Genomic DNA, 18,646 nt, shown 5'->3' with positions numbered 1-18,646 from the left:
TCCTTGAATGAAGCACGTCGTGCACGCCACGCTGTTGGCGCTGACTCTCGCCCTGGCTACCGGCAACGCGGTGGCCGCCGATTACCGGCTCAACCCGTACACACTGGCCTACGAAGGCGCGATCACCCACAACGCGCCGGGTGAGGTCAACATCCACCCGGTTGCCTACAGCCTGCACGGCATCCGGATCGCGGCCAATGTGTACACGCCGGCCAACTATGATCCGGCGAAAACGTACCCGGCCGTCGTGGTGGCCCACCCCAATGGCGGAGTGAAGGAACAGGTGGCCGGGTTGTACGCGCAGCGCTTGGCTGGGCAGGGCTACATCACCATCGCCGCCGATGCCGCCTACCAGGGAGCAAGTGGCGGGCAGCCGCGCAGCGTGGACAAGCCGGCACTGCGCATCGAAGACATCCACGGCATGGCCGACTACATCGCCCGCTATCCCGGCGTGGATACCACGCGCGTGGGCCTGCTGGGCATCTGTGGCGGTGGTGGCTACTCGCTCGCGGCGGCGCAGACCGACAAGCGCTTCAAGGCCGTGGCAACCATCAGCATGTTCAACTCCGGCCGCGTGCGCCGCAATGGCTACGTGGATTCACAGTTGCAGACGATCCAGCAGCGCCTGCAGCAGGCCTCGGATGCGCGTGCGCAGGAGGCGGCCGGCGGCGAGGTGCCGTACTCGGGCGATGCCAACCTCACCGATGAACAGGTTGCCAAACTACCGTATGACCTGTACCGGCAGGGCTACGAATACTACTGGAAGACCCACGCCCACCCCGGTTCCACCTTCCGCTACACCACCAGCAGCCTGTTGGACCTGATGCGGTTCGATGCCACCGACCAGATCGAACTGATCAACCAGCCGTTGCTGATGATTGCAGGCAGCAAGGCCGACAGCCTGTACATGACCGAAGACGCCTTCGCCAAGGCGACCGGCACCACCGACAAGGAGCTGGTGCTGCTGGACGGTGCAACCCACATCGAAACCTACTGGGTGCCGCGTTACGTGGACGCCGCAGTGGGCAAGCTGACCACGTTCTACGCCCGGACGCTGACGCCATGACCCGCCTGCGCAGGTCCTCTGGCCGCAATACGATGCTGGGCCTTGCGCTGGGCGTTGCGGCTCCGTTTGCTGGTGCGGCTGAAACTTCAACGCAGCAGATCACCCGCGCTGGAACGCAGTCTTCCTTCGCCGGCGCCGCAGAAAACTTTGTCGGCCAGGTGCGCGTGGATCCGCTGTTTGCGTCCGACGCGGACGTGCAGGCCTCCGCTGCGTATGTCAGCTTCGAGGCCGGCGCGCATTCGGCATGGCACACCCATCCGGCCGGCCAACGCCTGGTGGTGACATCCGGCGTGGGGCTTACCCAGGAGTGGGGCAAGCCGGTGCAGCAGATCCGCGCTGACGACGTGGTGGTGTGCCCGCCCGGTGTGAAGCACTGGCACGGTGCGGCGCCTCACAGCGCAATGACCCACCTGGCGGTGACCGGCGTGGCAGACGGCAAGACAGTGACATGGCTGGAGCAGGTCAGCGACGCACAGTATGGCGAGGCCAAGGCCAGCATCGACGTGCCGGTGGCCGGTGCGCTGTCGGCCAGGCAACAGGCAATCCCCTTGATTGCCGCTGCCATGGCCAGCAGCAACATGCCCCAGCTCAACGCTGCCCTGGACCACGGTCTGGATGCCGGGCTGAGCATCAGTGAGGCGACGGAAATCCTGGTGCAGCTTTACGCCTATGCCGGCTTTCCGAAGAGCCTCAATGGACTCGGTGAACTGATGGCGGTGGTGGAGGCGCGCAAGGCGCAGGGCATCACCGACGCACCCGGGCATCCGCCGCGCGGCGAGATTCCGGTGGGCGATGCACTGCGCGCAGTGGGCACGGCCAACCAGACCCGCATTTCCGGTGCACCGGTGAAAGGGCCGGTGATGGAGTTTGCCCCGGTCATCAACCAGTACCTGCAGACGCACTTGTTCGGCGACATCTTCGAGCGCGACAACCTGGACTGGCAAAGCCGCGAACTGGCCACGGTGGGCGCACTGGCCGCCATGCCCGGGGTGGAGGCCCAACTGCGCTCGCACATGGCGGCCAGCCAACGGGTCGGGCTGACCCGCGCGCAATTGCAGCACCTGGCCCAACTGCTGGCCCACAGCGGCAACGCCGCGGCATCTGCCCGCGCCGTACAGGCACTGGAACAGACCCCGCGACCTTCGCCCTGATACCGCACTGCTGTTTCCTTCCGACTGTTGCGCCCACCATCCCGGAGACCCCGTGAGCAACCTGCCCAGCAATGCACAACGCCGCTCCCTGCTGATGGGCGCGGCCACACTGGCGGCCCTGCCGCTGACAGGGGCCCTGGCCGCTTCTACTGCAGCTGCCACCCCCCACCCTGCGCCGGGTGGCGTGGCTGCCACCGATGCATCGGCCACGTTGGCCAGCCGCCGCCTGCTGGGGAAGCTGGAGGTATCCAGCTTGGGGCTGGGTGTGCAGAACATGAGCCGCACCTACCAGACCACCATTCCCTCGCGCGCCGGGATGCACCGCATCATCCGCACGGCATTCGACCATGGCCTGACTTTCTATGACGCGGCCGAAGCCTACGGCCCGCACGAGGTGGAGCGGATCCTGGGGGAGGGGGTGGCGTCGTTCCGCAACGAGGTGGTGATCGCCACCAAGTTCGGCTGGAACATCGACCTTGAAAGCGGGGCACGTGGGCCTGGCCTGGTCAGCCGGCCAGCGCACATCAAACTGGCGGTGGAAGGCATGCTCAAGCGCCTGCGCACCGACCGCATCGACCTGCTGTACCAGCACCGGGTGGACCCACAGGTGCCGATCGAGGACGTGGCCGGCGCGATCAAGGATCTGATGACCGAAGGCAAGGTGTTGCACTGGGGCCTGTGCGAAATGGGCCTGAAGACCCTGCGCCGTGCCCATGCCGCGCTGCCGCTGACGGCAGTGCAGAGCGAGTACTCGATGCTGTGGCGTGGGCCGGAGCAGGAGGTGCTGTCCGTCTGTGGAGAACTTGGCATTGGTTTCGTGCCCTGGAGTCCGCTGGGCGTGGGTTTCCTCACTGGCGCGATCGATGGCAGGACGCGCTTTGCCGAGGGAGATATCCGCGCGATCGAAACACGTTTCAACCCGGACAACATCGAGCACAATCTGGCACTGGTGAAGCTGCTCGCTGCCTGGGCTGAGCGCAAGCAGGCCACGCCTGCGCGGATTGCGTTGGCCTGGCTGATGGCACAGCAGCCGTGGATCGTGCCGATTCCCGGCACCACGCAGATGGCGCACCTGCTGGACAACATGGGTGCGGCCGGCGTGAGCTTCCACGGCAGCGAGCTGCGGGAGCTCAATGCCGCCGTGGCCGCGGTGGTCGTGCAGGGCGAGCGGTTGCCCCCGGCGGTGCAGGCTTACAGTGGCGTGGAAGCACCATTGCGGTAGCGCTCGACCCCGGTACCGCAGCGCATCGCATCGCGCCGCAGGGTGAACATCGCCGGTTGGCCATGGTTCTCGATGCTCATTGATGCGCTCCGGATATAAGCGATATTCGATCATGCCTCTGCAAGTATGTGCGGTGACGGCGTAGATTGGCTTCATGACGATTCCATCGCCTGATCAGGGCCGTCGGGCGGTGGTTGCCGCGCTGGCCTCGCTGCCCTTGGGACGCTCTGCTGCGGAGCCGGATGCGCAGGTGGTTGCCGGGCAGTCGAGCGCGCGGATGCTGGTCGCTTACTTCTCGCGCTCGGGCAACACCCGGGTGATTGCCGGGGTGATCCATCGCGGCATGCAGAGTGATCTGTTCGAGATCCAGCCTGCGACGGACTACCCGGCCGACTACCTGGAAACGGTGGCGCAGGCCCGAGAGGAACGCGACAGCGCCATTGAGCCCGTATTGCGCGCGACCATTGCCGACATCGCCCGCTACGACACCGTCTACCTTGGCTTCCCCATATGGGGCGAAACCGCACCGCCGGTCATCCGTTCGCTGCTGTCACGGCACGACATGAGCGGAAAGACCATCGTGCCGTTCATTACCCACGGCGGGTACGGCATCGGCAACAGCCTGCGCGTTCTCGCCAGCCATGCGCCCAAGGCACGCATTCTTGAGGCCTTCACCATGCAGGCCGACCAGGAGCGGAAAACCATGGAGAGCGTCAACGCCTGGTTGGCCACTCCACCCACTGTTCGATAAGGAACCCGCAATGAAGACCCGCATTCTTGGACAAGACCTTGAAGTCTCCGCGCTCGGCCTGGGTTGCATGGGCATGAGCTCGGCCTACGGCCCGGCAGCCGACAAGCAGGAGATGATCTCGCTGATCCGCACGGCGGTGGAGCGTGGCATTACCCACTTCGATACCGCGGAAGCCTATGGCCCATTCGCCAACGAGGCGCTGGTGGGTGAGGCGTTGGCGCCGGTGCGCGATGAGGTGGTGATTGCCACCAAGTTCGGCTTTGATATCGACGCGGTGACTGGTGCGCGGGGGCCAGGCACCAACAGCCAGCCGGCGCACATCAAGGCGGCGGTGGAAGCCAGCCTCAAGCGCCTGCGAATCGAACGCATCGACCTGCTGTACCAGCACCGGGTGGATCCGGCTGTGTCGATTGAAGACGTGGCTGGTGCAGTGAAGGAGCTTGTTGCGGAAGGGAAGGTGGCGCACTTCGGCTTGTCCGAAGCGGGTGTGCAGACCATCCGCAGGGCACATGCGGTGCAGCCGCTGACGGCCGTGCAGAGCGAATACTCGCTGTTCTGGCGAGAACCGGAAAACGAGCTGCTGCCCTTGTTGGAGGAACTGGGGATTGGCTTCGTGCCGTTCAGTCCGCTGGGCGCGGGGTTCCTGACCGGCAAGATCGATGAGCACACGCAGTTTGATGCGAGCGACTTCCGCAACGTGGTGCCGCGGTTCTCTGCCGAGGCGCGGCGGGCCAACATGGTCCTGGTCGATGTGGTCAAGGCGATGGCAGCGGAGAAGGGGGCCACGCCTGCGCAGGTCGCCTTGGCATGGCTGCTGGCGCAGAAGCGGTGGATATCGCCTATTCCGGGTACGACGAAGCTGCATCGCCTGGATGAGAACCTGGGTGCCACGGAGTTGGTGTTGGATGGAGGTGATCTCGAGCGGATCGACAGAGAACTCGCGCAGATTCGCACGCAGGGCGAGCGGCTGCCGGAAGCTGCGCTGAAGATGACGGGTAAGTAGACGGCTGCTGGATCAGTAGGGAAGCGGGGTGGTGTCCGTTGCTGGCTCAATGGTGCCGTGATCGCAGCGTTCCAACACGGCCACGCCCGCCTGTCGCGAGGTTGTCACGATCTTGCACTCGAATGTCCGATTGCCCTGCCTGCGCATTGACCCGCAGGCAAGGGGGCGACCGACAGCGGAAGGAGGATGCGTGAGCGACATGCAGGGCGGCAGCAGGCAGAGGAACGGGAACCCGGGTATCGACGCAGGTCCGGCAACGCAGAAGCAGGGCTGGCTGGCGCGGCTGCGGCTGCGCCTGTTTGCCGGCGCGGCGATGGCCGCGGCCGCAGGCACCTTGCCCGTGCAGGCGCAGGTACCTGAACACTGGATCAGCTTTGCAACGATGGCGGGGGAGCATCTGCAGGCACGGCTGGGCAGCGCACCGGACACATTGATTGCGCGCCTGCAGCAGCGGACGGACGCCGCGCACACGGGCGAGGCGGCACGCCAACTGGTGGTACGGCTATGGATTGCCGACGACGGAAAGATTACGCGCAGCGACTTCGACAGTCTGGGCGACGCCCGGGTCGATGCCGATCTGCGGGCGTTGCTGGCTGCCGAGCCGTTGCCGCAGGCACCTCCGCCGGACATGCTGCAGCCGCTGGTGCTTGGCCTGAAGCTGCAGCCCAGCGCCGATGCCGATGTGGCTGCACCAGGTGGGCCTGGGGTGGGCAGGCCGTGATGCACGTAAAGCACTGACCGGGTACTTCCGGGCAGGCCGGGTAATCGCGTGGCGATCACGTTCCGCTGCAGTACGCCAGCGCTTCACGGATGTCGGTGTGCCCGGCGGTGACCTCGATGATCTGCCGGGATACCTGCGGACGCTCCACCAGTGCCACCAGCGTGGCCGCAACGTCCTCGCGGGGAATGTCGCCATACGCAATGGCGGGGCCGGCGGTGATCCGGCCGGTTCCAGCCGAATCGGTCAACGTGCCGGGGCGCAGGATGACCCAGTCCAATCCTGAAGTGGCCAGATGGACGTCGGCCTGCTTCTTCACCGCCATGTAGGTTTCGAAGGTGTCCGACAGGTGCTGTGCGCGGCCGGCCTCCGGGAACGCCGAAACCAGCAGCACCCGGCGGACCCCGGCACGGCGCGCCGCATCCACCGCCAGCTCCAGTCCGCGCCCGTCGATGGCGCGGGTCATCTCTTCGCCGCCTTTGCCGCCAGCTCCGGCGGTGAACACCATGGTTTCGCTGCCCGCCAGCAGGGCTGCCAGTGCATCGGCATCCAGTTGCAGCAGATCGCCTGCAACCGGCGTGGCCCCGTCCTGCTGCAGCGTCCCGGCCTGTTCCGGCTTGCGATGCAGGGCACGTACGCGATGCCCGCGCGCGGCAAGCTGCTTGACCAGGTGGCGGCCAACCTGGCCGGCGGCGCCGATGATGAAAACATGGCTCATGGGGGCATGTCCGTCAGGAAGTTGTTCCATCGTGCACGGGGGCATGTTGTGAAAGCGTGCGCGGCCATTGGGTGCACGCAACAGGACAGTGCATTCCGCCATGCACCTGGGGCTGCTTTTTCAGTCACGATGGGCGGCTAGCGTCCTTCCGCCCCTTCGCTGGAACCTCTCCCGTGCTGAGTGTCATTGCTTCCCTGCTTGCGCTGTATGTCGTGCTGCGCCTGGTCTGGCCATTGCGCCTGCCGCTGGCTGTCCGCCTGGTCCTGTCCGTGCTGGTGTTCGCGATGGCACTGCATCACCGCATCGTCGCCCAGTTCGCCGGCACCATGGCGTCGCCGGAAATCCCGAAGATGGCCATTGCCGCGCTGGCCACCGGCTTCACCGCGCTGCTGCTGGGCGCGTTGTTCCTGCTGCTGCTGGATGGCGCCTTGCTGGTGGCGCGGCTGCTGCGTTCGACCAAGGGCGTGGCCGTGCTGCGCAGCCGCTGGCCGCGCCCGGTTGCGGGTGTGCTGGCCCTGGGCCTGGGCGCCTTCGGTGTCAACCAGGGCATGGCCGTACCGAAGCCGCGCAGCATCGAAGTGGAGATTGCCGGCCTGCCTGCTGCGTTCGATGGCTACCGTGTGCTGCAGCTCACCGACATCCATGCCAGCCGCCAGTTGACCGGTGACTGGGTGGAAAAGGTGGTGGCCGAGAGCAATGCGCTGCACCCGGACCTGGTGGTGATCACCGGCGATCTGATCGATGGCACGGTGGCCGCGCGCGCCAACGACTATCGTCCGCTGGGCGAACTGCAGGCACCGGACGGTGTCATCGCCATTACGGGAAACCATGAGTATTACGCACAGTATGCCGACTGGATGCAGGCCTTCCGCGGGCTGGGCATGCAGGTACTGGAGAACACGCATGCCGAAGTGCGACGCGACGGTGCAACGCTGACCATCGCCGGCGTGACCGACCCGGTGGCGGCACGCTACGGGCTGCCAATGCCGGACCTGGATGCCGCGCTGCTGGGGGCTGACCCGCGTGCACCGGTGATCCTGCTCGACCATCGTCCGCTGCAGGCTGCGGCCAATGCCGCGCGCGGGGTAAAGCTGCAGCTGTCCGGGCACACGCATGGCGGCCATATCGTGGGCATGGATCGGCTGGTAAAGCAGGCCAACGGTGGATTCGTGTCGGGGCGCTACCAGGTCGGCGACATGACCCTGTACGTGAGCAATGGCGCAGGGCTGTGGCCGGGTTTCGCCGCGCGCATCGGGGTGCCATCGGAGATCACGCTGGTTACCTTGAAGGCGCGCCGTTCGTGATCGGCATGGCCTGCTTGCGGCGGGCATGGCTTGTTCGTGACGGGCATGGCCCGTCACTACAGTTGGGGGATTATCTCCGTGGCGATCTGCTCGATCACCTCGGTGGCGGGTCGTTCGCCGCCCAGGTTGAACATGACGTGGTCCACGCCCAGCGCCTGCATGCGCGCCAGGTAAGCTGCCACGGCTTGGCTGTCGCCGCGCAGGCCGAGATCCAATGGCGTGGCAGGTGCGCTGGCATCCTCCAGCAACTGTAGTTGTGCCGATTGCACGAACGGCTTGCGCAGCGTTCCCAGCTTCTGCTGCTGTGCCTGCTGCCATAGCCCGATGCGGCCTTGCTGGGTTGCTTCTTCGCGGTGGTAGGTCGCCCAGCCGTCGGCATGTTCGGCAATCCACTGCAATGACTGCCGCGCCGAACCGACCACCAGCATTGGAACGCTGGCCGCTGGCGGCGGCAGCACCGGGTAACCCACCTGCTCCAGCAGTACCTGCCGCTGCAGGGAGTCGGCAGAAAGCGCGGCGCGCAGCAGCGGCCAACGCGTGCGGAATGCCTGCGCGCGCTGGTCCAGGTTGGCACCGAATGCGGCGAATTCCTCCGGCCGGTCACCCGAGCCCAGGCCGAGGATGAAGCGCCCCGCCGACAACCGGTCCAGGCTCAACGCCGCCTTGGCCAGGTGCAGCGGATGGCGCAGTGGCAGCACGGCGGCGGCGACACCGATGGCGATGCGTGATGTGGCGCCCGCCAGCAGCGACAGCCACACGAATGGGTCATCCACCGCACTGGCCTGGGGTGGCGCGTCGTTCGATGGCGAGCCCTGGGGAATCATCAACGGTACATCGCGTGCCCACAATGCCGAGAATCCTGCAGTTTCGGCATGCCGTGCCAGGCGCACGGCGGCTTCCATGTCCGCCAGTTCGCCAGCCCGGGTATCCAGGGGTGTCATCAGGCCCAGGGTGAGCTGCCCCGGGACGAACACGGTACGGTGGGCTGTGTTGCGGGACGTCACGGTGCTGTTTCCGTTGCCTTTCATGCACGCAGGGTACCGCGCCGTGCGTCCGTGGGCTTTATCGGGCGGAATGAGCGGAAGCAGGTCGCTGACCCGTACGCTGCTGCCTGCGGAGTTTCTGTGCGCCCTTGGCGATCCAGCGCACGACGAAGGCCGTGAACAACATCGCCGATGGCACCGCGTACCAGAAGTTGGCCGGCACGCGCTTGAAATACGAATAGGCGAACACCGCAGCGATGATCCACATGCCGGCCAGGTGCACGCGGCGCCAGGCGGTCGGCCCCATGCGCCGGGCGATGCCCCGATGCGAGGTGACCGCCAGGACGAGGATGGCGACATAGCCGATGCTGCCGGGCAGGTTGCCCAGTGCCGTACGTTCCGGCCAGAACGCGGGATTGAGCACGCCGAACGTGGTGATGGCGATGGCGTGCAGCAGGTGGGAGAAGGCGAACGACAGACCGATGACGCGGCGTTCGCGCAGCAGCCATTGCGTGGCGGGCATCGGCAGCAGGATGGCGAACGAGGAGGCGGTGAACGCAGCCAGGAACAGCAGGAACGAGGTGCGTGCGGTCACCCGGATCGCCGCGCGGGTGGCTTCGGCGGCATCCGGGACCGTGGCGAAGGCTGCAAGCGCGAGTGCAACCAGGGTCACGGCAAGCAGCAGGAACAGGCGCCATCCATGCAGGGTGGATCGTTGGGTCATGGTATTCATGGGGCAGGTCTCATCGGGGTGCCGGAGGGGCGGTGGCCAGGTGCTGCGTACAGGACACCGGCGGCGACCAGGGCCGGGATCAATGGCCGGCACAGGGCATCGATGGAGGCACGCGCCTGCCCATGCTCATCGGCGACCTGCTCCAGTGCCCGGGCGAGCGTGGTGCCCGCCGGGCCGAAGGCCAGCAGCAGGGTGTAGGCGGGCACGGTCAGCGCCTGTGCCTGCAACGCATGGTGTGCATCGCGCTGGAGCAGCAGCAGGGTGGGTGCTTCCGGCGCGGTATCGGCCCAGCCACCGTCGTCATGCACGGGCCAGCGATAGCCGAGCACCCGTACCAGCGGCGCCACGGCAAGCACGGTGTGGTCGTCAAATGCGGCAATGGCCGCGGGCGGGCTTTCCTCCGCGATCCGCAGTGCCAGTTGCTGGCATTCGAAGTGCGCAAGTTCGGCTGCCCAGGCTGGCAGTGCCAGCGGTGCCTCGCCGAGCCATGCGGCGAATTCGGCGGCGATCCGGGGGAACAGCGGGGTACGGCATGCATGCACGGCGTAGTAGCGTTCCACCGCATGTCGCCACGCCTGCGGACCCAGGCGGGCATGCAGGCGCGGCAGGCTGCCGGTGAGCAGGCTGTCCAGGCTGTCGATGCACAGCCGACGGTATACGGCCAGCCTGCGCGGCTCGATGCCTGCCGGTGCCGGCCGCGACGGATCGCGCACATGGTCGGCCCAGCGCTGCTGCAGGGTGGCCAGGGTGTCAGCCATGGGCCACCTCCAGCGGCACAGGTGCCATCGCGTCGGCCTGGGCCATGCGGATCTGCGCGATCTCGTCAAGCAGTTCGGCAAGCGGCGGGAAATTGAAGTCGCGCTCTAGCAGGGTGGGGCGCACGCCGACACGCGCATAGGCATGGCGAAGCAAGGCCCACACCACGCCTTTCACCGGTGCGCCGTGGGTGTCTATCTTGAAGCCGTCGCTCTCATCGAAGTGGCCGGCCACGTGCAGCGAGGCGACGCGTTCCGGGATCACCCGGTCCAGGAAGGCAAGCGCGTCATAGCCGTTGTTGCAGGCGTTGACGAACACGTTGTTGACGTCGAGCAGGAAGTCGCAGTCCGCCTCTGCCAGCACGGCGTTGATGAAGTCGATCTCGCTCATGTCGGCGCCCGGCACGGCGTAGTAGGAAATGTTCTCCACTGCGATGCGGCGCCCCAGGGCGTCCTGTACCTGGGCGATGCGCCCGGCAACGTGGCGCACGGCTTCGGCGGTGAACGGCAGCGGCAGCAGTTCGTAGACGTGGCCACCGGCGGCGCAGTAGCTCAGGTGCTCGCTGTACAGGCCCACCTGGTGCTGGTCGAGGAAGGCCCGGGTCTGAGCCAGCAATGTCCTGTCCAGCGGATCGGGACCGCCCAGCGACAGCGACAGGCCATGGCAACTCAGTGGCATGCGCTCGGACAGCTGGCGCAGTGCGGCGCCGTAAGTGCCGCCGACACCGATCCAGTTGTCCGGCGCGCACTCCAGGAAATCGACCGCGTTCGTCGGCATCGCCAGCAGCTCATCGATCAGGCCACGACGCAGGCCGAGACCTGCGCTGGCACGGGAAATTGGCAGGGACATGTCAGGGGCTCCGGGAAATGAAGGGCGCCGCCGCATCCACGGCGGCGCCATGGGGTCAGTCGGCGATGTGCGAGAACAGGCCCTTGGGCATCGGCTTGCCGTTGGCCTGGTACACGCTGCGCAGGTATTCGTGTGCTTCCAGTTCGGTGATGAAGCCGTCGTGGTCGCCGTCGATGCGGTCGAACTCGGCGGCGCGTTCGCCTGCCACGGCATTGAACTCGGCGCGCGAAACCTTGCCGTCGTGGTTGGTATCGGTGCGGGCGAAGGAGGCATCGCCGCACTTGCCTTCACCGCACTGGCCTTCGGCCACGCCGGCATCGGCCCTGGACGGAGAAGCGGCCTTGCTGCTGCCGCACTTGCCCTCGCCACACTTGCCTTCGGCGGTGGCGCTGGCCGAGACCAGTGCGGTGGCCAGGGGTTGCATGGCCAGGGCCTGGCCGGTCAGCAGCAGGCCACCGGCGAGGGCGACACCCAGCGCGCCGATGCGCGGCAGGCGGGACGGACGGGAAACATCATGGGAAACGGACATGGTGGTGACTCCAGGGTTGGCACGACGGGCGTGCGGGGTAGATGCCGCCGACAGGCGACAGAAACGGGGACGAACAAGGGGCAGGATCAGGACAGGTGCACGCGACGTCGGCGCCAGGCGTGCCGGGCGAGCAGCAACAGTCCGAACAGCGCGCCACCCAGGCCAACGGCGGGCAACAGCGCGGCCAGTGGCAGGCACAGGGCGAACAGGGCGGTGCCCCAGCCCAGGCCGTCGCCACCGCGTGCCGGTGCAGCCGGGCCGGCGATCAGCCGGTCGATGCTGAGGGCACCACCACCGCCGAGGATCAGCGGCAGCAGCATCACCAGGAACAGCAGCGGCAGCTTGAAGTTGCCGAAACCATGGTCGGTGATCGCGTAGCCCTGCCAGAGCTCGGCCAGGCCGTGCCACTCCGTCGGCCAATGCACGGCCGCGATGGCGACGATGGTCAGCACCCAGAACACATAGGCAACAGATCGCGTAGCCAGTCCCAGCAGCAGGGCAATGCTGCCGACCAGTTCCAGCCAGGTGGCCAACTGCCAGTTCAGCGAGGCGGGCAGCACGGAGAAGGGAAAGGGAAAACTGCCGGACAGATCGGCAAACCAGTTGTCGCCCAGCAGTTTTTCGCGTCCGGATTCGAAGAACTCCCAGGCAAGCAGGGTGCGCAGGGCGAGCGGGGACAGCCAGCGGCCGGTGGCATCAAGGCGTGGCATGTACAACGAGGAAGCGGAGCGGATCATGGGTGGGTCCTGCGGGCCAGTGGTCGGTGTGGCCATTCCAGGGCAGGCAGGTATCGGCAGCGTGTGCCGCGTGCCGTGGTTTTGTCAGCAAACGTGGCCAATACCGGGATTGCCTACACTGGGATACAAACCGCCGTGCACGGCAGCCGTCGGCGGGCCCGGCGCGTGGCGGCCGTGTATCCGAACGTAGCCGCCGCAGCGCCGGCTACAGTTCGTTACAACCGCGCCGGCAGGCGGAAACAGCACCGATACACCGATGGGCGGAAATGGCGGCTCCTACCTTTGGAGTACGCCCACATGTTCCGCACCTCGCTGCTTGCCACCGCCCTCGCCCTGGCCGGTGTTGCTTCCCCCGTGCTGGCGGCCCCGGCCGATGCCGAGGCCCCGCCCACCGTCATCCTCGTGCACGGCGCGTTTGCCGATGGCTCGAGCTGGAACAAGGTCATTGCCACCCTGCAGGCCTGGCACGTGCCGGCCATCGCGGTGCAGAACCCGCTCAGTTCGCTGGAGGACGATGTCGCCGCCACCCGCCGTGCCATCGCCGCCGCACCGGGCAAGGTGGTGCTCGTCGGCCATTCCTGGGGCGGTACGGTGATCACCGAGGCCGGCGATGACCCCAAGGTACAGTCGCTGGTCTACGTGGCCGCCTTTGCACCCGACCGGGGACAGAGTTCGGCGCAGCAGGGCGAAGGCTTCCCGGTGGGGCCGGGCCTGTCCCGCCTGCAGGAGAAGGATGGCTACCTGTGGCTGCCAGCCGACGCGGTGGCGGAGGACTTCGCCCCGGACCTGATGAAGAAGACCGCAGCGCTGCTGTACAGCACCCAGGTCCCGTTGAAAGCCAGCGCACTGGGTGAAGCAGTGACTACTGCGGCATGGCGCAACAAGCCAAGCTGGTATGTGATCAGCCGCGATGACCGCATGCTGTCGCCGCAGCTGCAGGCCGCCACCGCACGCCGCATCGGTGCGCAGGTGCAGTCGCTGGGAGCCAGCCACGTGTCCCTGCTGTCGCGCCCCGCGCAGGTCGCCGACACCATCCTGGAAGCAGCCGGAGTCAAGCCGGCCGAACTGCCACTGGCCGAGCAGGGAGGCTGAGATGGGACGTCTGCGGAGCTGCATGTTGCCGTTGCTGCTGGCGCTGGCCAGCGTGGCGGTGCTGCTGGCGGCATGGGCGTCCACTGAAGCCGGGGAGCACGTGGCTGTCGCCGCTCCGGCGGCGGGCTTCGACGGGGGCGGGAGCTGGTTCAACAGCCCGCCGCTGGCGATGCCGCAACTGCGCGGAAAGGTCGTGCTGGTGGAGTTCTGGGCCTACGGTTGCATCAACTGCCTGCGCGTGGCGCCGTATGTGCAGCGCTGGCATGAGCAGCACGCTGCAGGAGGACTGGTGGTGGTGGGCGTGCACACGCCGGAGTTCGCGCATGAAGGCCTTGCGTCGAACGTGCAGGATGCGGTGACGCGCCTGGGCATCACGTATCCGGTGGTACAGGACAACCAGTACCGGATCTGGAACGCATGGGGCAACCGCTTCTGGCCGGCGCTGTACCTGATCGACCGGAAGGGGCAGGTCGTCTACCGCCATTACGGCGAGGGTGGCTATGCGCGTACCGGCTCAGAGATCATGCGCCTGCTGGCCGAGTCGTGAGTAGCGCTACCATGGGCGCATCGCGCCGCTGCCTGCCTGTACCCGCCCCAGTGAGATCGAGATGAACCACGTACCGCACATACTGGTCGTCGACGACGACAGCGAGATCCGCCAGATGTTGGGCGATTACCTGCAGCGCAACGGCCTGCGCGTGAGCCTGGCCGCCGACGGCCGCGCCATGCGGACGGTGATGGAGGCCAACGCGGTGGACCTGGTCGTGCTGGACGTGATGATGCCCGGCGAGGATGGGCTGAGCCTGTGCCGCAACCTGCGCGCCGGCAAGCATCGCGCGGTGCCGGTGGTGCTGTTGACCGCACGCGATGACGAGACCGATCGCATCATCGGCCTGGAGATGGGGGCTGATGACTACGTCACCAAACCCTTCTCTTCGCGCGAGCTGCTGGCACGCATCACCGCGGTGATACGGCGGACGCAGATGTTGCCGCCGAACCTGCAGGTGACCGAAAGCGGCCGCCTGCTCGCCTTCGGCGCGTGGCGGCTGGATACCACCGCCCGCCACCTGCTCGATGCGCAGGACACGGCCTATCCGCTCAGCGGGGCGGAGTTCCGCCTGCTTCGCGTATTCCTTGACCACGCCAACCGGGTGCTCAGCCGCGACCAGCTGCTCAGCCTTACCCAGGGCCGGGAGGCGGAACTGTTCGATCGTTCCATCGACCTGCTGGTCAGCCGGCTGCGCCAACGCCTGCACGATGATGCGCGTGGACAGGCCTACATCAAGACCGTGCGCAGTGAAGGCTACGTTTTCTCGCAGCCGGTGACGCTGCTGGGGCCGGACGAGTGAGCATCGCCGACGTGGCACCGCCGATCCGCGGCAGCTGGCCACGGACGCTGTCGGCGCGCGTGCTGCTGGTCCTGCTGGCCGGCATGCTGGTCTCCCATGCGCTGTCATTTTCCCTGCTGTTCTTCGAGCGTTACGAAGCCACCCGTTCGATGATGCTGCGCAACCTGGACGAGGACGTTGGCCTGAGCGTGGCGTTGCTGGAGCACCTGTCCCCGGCCGAACGCGCGGCCTGGGTGCCAAGGCTGGAGCGTCGCACCTATCGCTACCTGCTGCGCCCGGCGGCCCCGGGCGAGCCGTTGCACAGCCGGCGTGCGAAGCAGGTGACCGAGCTCATCGATGAAAGCCTGCAGCGCCATTACGTGCTGGATCCACGGCAGGTTTCGCGCACGCCGGAGCGGTTCGAGGTGGAACTGCGACTGCACGATGGCCAGCCACTGACGATCGAAGTGACCCCGGCGATGCTGCCGTTGGCCACCTGGCTTCCTGCGGTACTCGTTGCACAGTTGCTGCTGCTGCTGGCGTGCGCGTGGTGGGTGGGGCGATTGGCCCTGCGCCCGCTGTCGTTGTTGTCGGACGCGGTAGAGGGCCTGCAGCCAGGCAAGGTGCAGGCAGTATCCTTGCCGGAGGCGGGGCCACTGGAGACCGCCAGGGCCGCTGCTGCACTCAATGCCCTGCAGGCCCGGATACAGGGGCACGTGAATGAACGGATGCAGATCCTGGCAGCCATCTCGCATGACCTGCAGACCCCGATCACGCGGATGAAGCTGCGCGTGGAATCGTTGCCGGACGGTCCGGTGCCGCAGCGGCTGGTCGACGACCTGGACCAGCTCGGCCAACTGGTACGCGAAGGCCTGGCATACGCGCGCAGCAGCCACGTGGCCAGTGGAGAGCCGGTGCGGCTGGACCTGCGGGCCTTCGTGGACAGCCTGGCCGCTGATTACCAGGACATGGGCAAACCTGTGCTCATCGGCCGCTGCGAGGCGATCGCGGTGAAGACATGGCCGCAGCCACTCCGCCGCATCGTGGGCAACCTGGTGGACAACGCCCTGCGTTATGGCGGCAGCGCGGAGGTAAGCATTGGCCGCGCAGGGCGCGGTGCATGGCTATGCGTGTCCGACCACGGGCCGGGTATCCCGGAGCAGGAACTGGAGCGGGTACTGAGCCCTTTCCACCGCCTGGAGTCCTCGCGCAGCCGCGAAACGGGGGGCACTGGATTGGGACTTGCCATTGCCGCCCAACTGGCGCAATCGCTGGGCGGCAACATCGAACTGCGCAACCGGCAGGAGGGGGGCCTGTCGGCATGGGTGCACCTGCCAGCATTGGAAGCGGACAAGCCGGGGTGAGCATCGCAGGACGATGCAACTGCCGCGCGCGCGGCCTTCACCTGGCCTGCGTTACGGTGCGGCGCTTTACCGTGGGAGTGGGCGGATGCCGGCATTGGCGATGATGGGATGAGCGAAGCGATACGCCGTCGTTCGATGCTCGTGGCTGGGCTCTCCACGGTGGTGGAGTGGTACGACTTCACCCTGTACCTGTATTTCGCCAGCGTGCTGTCGCGGGTGTTTTTTGGCGGTGGCGAGCAGGCCCTGCTGGCGACCCTGGGCGGGTTTGCGGTGTCCTACCTGATGCGTCCGCTGGGCGCGCTGTGCTTCGGCCACCTGGGCGACCGGTTCGGCCGGCGCTGGATGCTGCTGGCATCCATGGCCTTGATGGCCGCGGCGATGCTGGCCACGGCGCTGTTGCCCACGCATGCGCAGGCAGGGGCCAGCGCGGGGGTGCTGTTGCTGGTACTGCGCTGCGTGATGGCGTTCTCCGTCGGCGGCGAGTACACCGGTGTTGTGGCTTACCTGCTGGAAACCGCTCCGCTACGCAGGCGTGGCCTGGTGACCTCGCTGGCGTCGGCGGCAAGTGAAGTCGGCGCGCTGCTGGCGGTGGCGCTGTCGGCATTGACGGTGGCCCTGCTGCCGCAGCCGTCGCTGGATGCCTGGGGCTGGCGGATCCCGTTCTTCGTGGGGGCCGCGCTGGCCATCGTGATCCTGCTGGCCCGCTCGACGATGCACGAGTCACCGGAATTCGAGCGCCAGCAACGCGAGGGCAGCGTGCCCAGTGCGCCGATCCTGCAGATCCTGCGTGCGCATCCCGGGGCCGTGGCGCGCACCTTCGCGATCTCGGCGCTGGGCTCGATCACCTACTACGTCGGCATCACCTACGTGCCGGCGTTCCTGCATGCCAATGGCCGGGCCGAGGGCGAGGCGCTGTGGCTGTCCACATTGGCTGCGGTGGCGGTCATCGTGGTGACGCCGCTGTGCGGCGCGCTGTCCGATCGCATCGGCCGTCGCCCGCTGCTGTTGGTGCTGACGGCACTGTCGGCCTTGCTGCCGCTGTCGATGTTTGCATGGATGGCCGATACCACCGCCGTCGGGGTGGTGCTGGCGGCGGCGGTGCTGGCCTGCGTGGCCGGTGGCATCAGCGCGGTGGCCGCATCGGCCACGGCCGAACAGTTCCCCGGCGAAGGCCGCCTGAGTGGACTGGCGCTGGGCGTGACCATGGCCACGGCGGTGTTCGGCGGCGCCACCCCGTGGCTGGCGCAGTGGTGGGTGGAACGCAGCGGCTGGAATGCGGCGCCGGGCGCGATGATCGCACTGGTGGCGGTGCTGGTATTGCCGGTGTTGTGGACACTGCCGGAAACACGGCCACCTCGCCCGTAGCGCCGGGCCGTGCCGTGCCCGGCGGCATGATTGCTTCAGTGCTGCAGGCGCTGCAGCAGCTCGTCGGCCACGGCATTGGCCGAGGCGGGGTTCTGTCCGGTGATCAGCTCGCGGTCCACCACCACGTTCGGCTGCCATGCGGTGCTGTTGCCGTGGTAGTCGCCACCGGCCAACTGCAATGCAGTCTGCGGATAGAACTTCATCTCGCCCCCGTCCAGCAGTCCCTTGGCCTGCTCCTCCTCGACATTGCTGATCACGGTCATCCGGTATCCGCGATAGATCCAGCCGTCGGCGGCGCTGCGCTGGCCTGTTTCCAGGCGCGCGCTGAATCCCGCGGCATCGGCCAGCGTGGACAGCAGGGCGATGGGCCCGTGGCAGACCAGCGCGGTCGGCTTGCCTGCCTGATGGAACCGGTGCAGCACGCGACCCAGCACCGGTGATGACAGCAGGTCCTGCATCGGTGCATGGCCACCGGGGATATAGACCGCGTCGTAGTGATCGACGCCGATCTGCTCCACCCTCGCCAGGCTGACCACCGGCGAATGAGCCGCATCGGTCAGTGCGAGTTCTGCCAGCAGCTGCTGGTGGACCTGCAGTGCCGCCGCATCGCCACCGAAGTACTGCATGTCCACCGAGGAGGCATCCACGCTCGGCGCGCGGCCCTGCGGGGTGGCAAAGGTCAGGATGTGTCCGGCGTCGATCAGGCGCTTTACCGGCTGCATCAGTTCATTGAGGTAAAAGCCGGTGGAAAAGACTTTGCCGTCCTTCAGGTCCAGGTGGTCGGCATCGGACAGCACCACCAGCACGTTGTCGGCGTGGGCGACGCCGCTGCCGGACAGCAGGGCGAGGGCAAGGGCAAGCGGGAGCGCGGTGCGACGTGTCATGGCAGGGACCATTGGCAAGGAAGAACGTCACTTTATTGTTGCCTTGCGGAGCAATAAATATATCCTCACGAATAATATCTGTTCCCTGGGGGG

General features: G+C 67.0%; 20 protein-coding genes and 1 pseudogene. 13 read left to right on the top strand and 8 right to left on the bottom strand.

Features of this window, described 5'->3' with window-relative positions; all coding sequences use genetic code 11:
• Positions 1-7: 7 nt before the first annotated feature.
• The 7 genes and pseudogenes from H4O11_RS08145 to H4O11_RS08120 all read left to right on the top strand — a co-directional run bounded on the left by H4O11_RS08145 (position 8) and on the right by H4O11_RS08120 (position 5,914).
• Positions 8-1,066 (top strand): alpha/beta hydrolase, encoded by a 1,059-nt coding sequence (locus H4O11_RS08145; RefSeq protein ID WP_182338924.1) that lies wholly within the window; start codon positions 8-10, stop codon positions 1,064-1,066.
• A gap of 32 nt (positions 1,067-1,098) precedes the next feature.
• Positions 1,099-1,551 (top strand): annotated as a pseudogene (locus H4O11_RS19555) ((R)-mandelonitrile lyase); the annotation flags it as partial.
• A 78-nt stretch (positions 1,552-1,629) separates the two neighbouring features.
• Positions 1,630-2,217 carry a carboxymuconolactone decarboxylase family protein gene (locus H4O11_RS19550; protein ID WP_425506027.1) on the top strand — a complete coding sequence of 196 codons (588 nt, stop codon included), beginning with the start codon at positions 1,630-1,632 and terminating at the stop codon, positions 2,215-2,217.
• Between the two features lie 52 nt (positions 2,218-2,269).
• A complete protein-coding gene (locus tag H4O11_RS08135) occupies positions 2,270-3,439 on the top strand; it encodes an aldo/keto reductase (protein ID WP_343042804.1) in 1,170 nt (389 codons plus the stop codon).
• 190 nt (positions 3,440-3,629) lie between these two features.
• Positions 3,630-4,190 carry a flavodoxin gene (locus H4O11_RS08130; RefSeq protein ID WP_343042803.1) on the top strand — a complete coding sequence of 187 codons (561 nt, stop codon included), beginning with the start codon at positions 3,630-3,632 and terminating at the stop codon, positions 4,188-4,190.
• A 10-nt stretch (positions 4,191-4,200) separates the two neighbouring features.
• Entirely contained in the window at positions 4,201-5,193 is a 993-nt protein-coding gene (locus H4O11_RS08125; RefSeq protein ID WP_182338921.1) for an aldo/keto reductase, read from the top strand.
• A gap of 190 nt (positions 5,194-5,383) precedes the next feature.
• Complete coding sequence (locus tag H4O11_RS08120; RefSeq protein ID WP_182338920.1) at positions 5,384-5,914, top strand: energy transducer TonB; 531 nt, start codon at positions 5,384-5,386, stop codon at positions 5,912-5,914.
• Between the two features lie 55 nt (positions 5,915-5,969).
• On the opposite strand, the gene H4O11_RS08115 is transcribed toward H4O11_RS08120, so the two are convergent.
• Positions 5,970-6,629: an NAD(P)H-binding protein gene (locus H4O11_RS08115; protein ID WP_182338919.1), complete on the bottom strand. Its 660-nt coding sequence runs from the start codon at positions 6,627-6,629 to the stop codon at positions 5,970-5,972.
• 173 nt (positions 6,630-6,802) lie between these two features.
• Between H4O11_RS08115 and H4O11_RS08110 the strand changes: the two genes are divergently transcribed.
• Positions 6,803-7,933, top strand: coding sequence for a metallophosphoesterase (locus H4O11_RS08110; protein ID WP_182338918.1), 1,131 nt, complete (start codon positions 6,803-6,805; stop codon positions 7,931-7,933).
• 56 nt (positions 7,934-7,989) lie between these two features.
• On the opposite strand, the gene H4O11_RS08105 is transcribed toward H4O11_RS08110, so the two are convergent.
• The 6 genes from H4O11_RS08105 to H4O11_RS08080 all read right to left on the bottom strand — a co-directional run bounded on the left by H4O11_RS08105 (position 7,990) and on the right by H4O11_RS08080 (position 12,520).
• The gene (locus H4O11_RS08105; protein WP_343042802.1) at positions 7,990-8,937 is read right to left on the bottom strand and encodes a TIGR03571 family LLM class oxidoreductase; all 948 of its coding nucleotides are present in this window, start codon (positions 8,935-8,937) and stop codon (positions 7,990-7,992) included.
• 58 nt (positions 8,938-8,995) lie between these two features.
• Positions 8,996-9,649, bottom strand: a complete 654-nt coding sequence (locus H4O11_RS08100; RefSeq protein ID WP_182338916.1) for a cytochrome b family protein — start codon at positions 9,647-9,649, stop codon at positions 8,996-8,998.
• A complete protein-coding gene (locus H4O11_RS08095) occupies positions 9,646-10,407 on the bottom strand; it encodes an HvfC family RiPP maturation protein (protein WP_182338915.1) in 762 nt (253 codons plus the stop codon). Before H4O11_RS08095 ends, H4O11_RS08100 begins: the two co-directional genes overlap by 4 nt.
• Positions 10,400-11,254 carry an HvfB family MNIO-type RiPP peptide maturase gene (locus tag H4O11_RS08090; RefSeq protein ID WP_182338914.1) on the bottom strand — a complete coding sequence of 285 codons (855 nt, stop codon included), beginning with the start codon at positions 11,252-11,254 and terminating at the stop codon, positions 10,400-10,402. The genes H4O11_RS08095 and H4O11_RS08090 overlap by 8 nt, the downstream gene beginning before the upstream one ends.
• Before the next feature lie 55 nt (positions 11,255-11,309).
• A complete protein-coding gene (locus H4O11_RS08085; RefSeq protein WP_182338913.1) occupies positions 11,310-11,783 on the bottom strand; it encodes an HvfA family oxazolone/thioamide-modified RiPP metallophore in 474 nt (157 codons plus the stop codon).
• 86 nt (positions 11,784-11,869) lie between these two features.
• Positions 11,870-12,520 (bottom strand): HvfX family Cu-binding RiPP maturation protein, encoded by a 651-nt coding sequence (locus H4O11_RS08080; RefSeq protein WP_182338912.1) that lies wholly within the window; start codon positions 12,518-12,520, stop codon positions 11,870-11,872.
• A 297-nt stretch (positions 12,521-12,817) separates the two neighbouring features.
• Between H4O11_RS08080 and H4O11_RS08075 the strand changes: the two genes are divergently transcribed.
• The 5 genes from H4O11_RS08075 (at position 12,818) to H4O11_RS08055 (ending at position 17,669) form a co-directional block, all read left to right on the top strand.
• A complete protein-coding gene (locus H4O11_RS08075; RefSeq protein ID WP_182338911.1) occupies positions 12,818-13,612 on the top strand; it encodes an alpha/beta hydrolase in 795 nt (264 codons plus the stop codon).
• Between the two features lies 1 nt (position 13,613).
• Complete coding sequence (locus tag H4O11_RS08070; RefSeq protein ID WP_182338910.1) at positions 13,614-14,159, top strand: redoxin family protein; 546 nt, start codon at positions 13,614-13,616, stop codon at positions 14,157-14,159.
• 61 nt (positions 14,160-14,220) lie between these two features.
• Positions 14,221-14,961 (top strand): response regulator, encoded by a 741-nt coding sequence (locus tag H4O11_RS08065; protein ID WP_182338909.1) that lies wholly within the window; start codon positions 14,221-14,223, stop codon positions 14,959-14,961.
• A complete protein-coding gene (locus H4O11_RS08060) occupies positions 14,958-16,304 on the top strand; it encodes a sensor histidine kinase (RefSeq protein ID WP_343042801.1) in 1,347 nt (448 codons plus the stop codon). Before H4O11_RS08065 ends, H4O11_RS08060 begins: the two co-directional genes overlap by 4 nt.
• Positions 16,305-16,412: 108 nt before the next feature.
• A complete protein-coding gene (locus tag H4O11_RS08055) occupies positions 16,413-17,669 on the top strand; it encodes an MFS transporter (protein ID WP_220466658.1) in 1,257 nt (418 codons plus the stop codon).
• 35 nt (positions 17,670-17,704) lie between these two features.
• Here the strand turns inward: H4O11_RS08055 and H4O11_RS08050 are convergent, their stop codons facing one another.
• The gene (locus H4O11_RS08050) at positions 17,705-18,553 is read right to left on the bottom strand and encodes a type 1 glutamine amidotransferase domain-containing protein (protein ID WP_182338908.1); all 849 of its coding nucleotides are present in this window, start codon (positions 18,551-18,553) and stop codon (positions 17,705-17,707) included.
• Between the last annotated feature and the right edge of the window lie 93 nt (positions 18,554-18,646).

Origin of the sequence: Stenotrophomonas tumulicola (genome assembly GCF_014117215.1) — a bacterium.
In the GTDB taxonomy this organism is placed as follows: domain Bacteria; phylum Pseudomonadota; class Gammaproteobacteria; order Xanthomonadales; family Xanthomonadaceae; genus Stenotrophomonas; species Stenotrophomonas tumulicola.
This window is presented reverse-complemented; position numbering and strand designations above follow the sequence as displayed.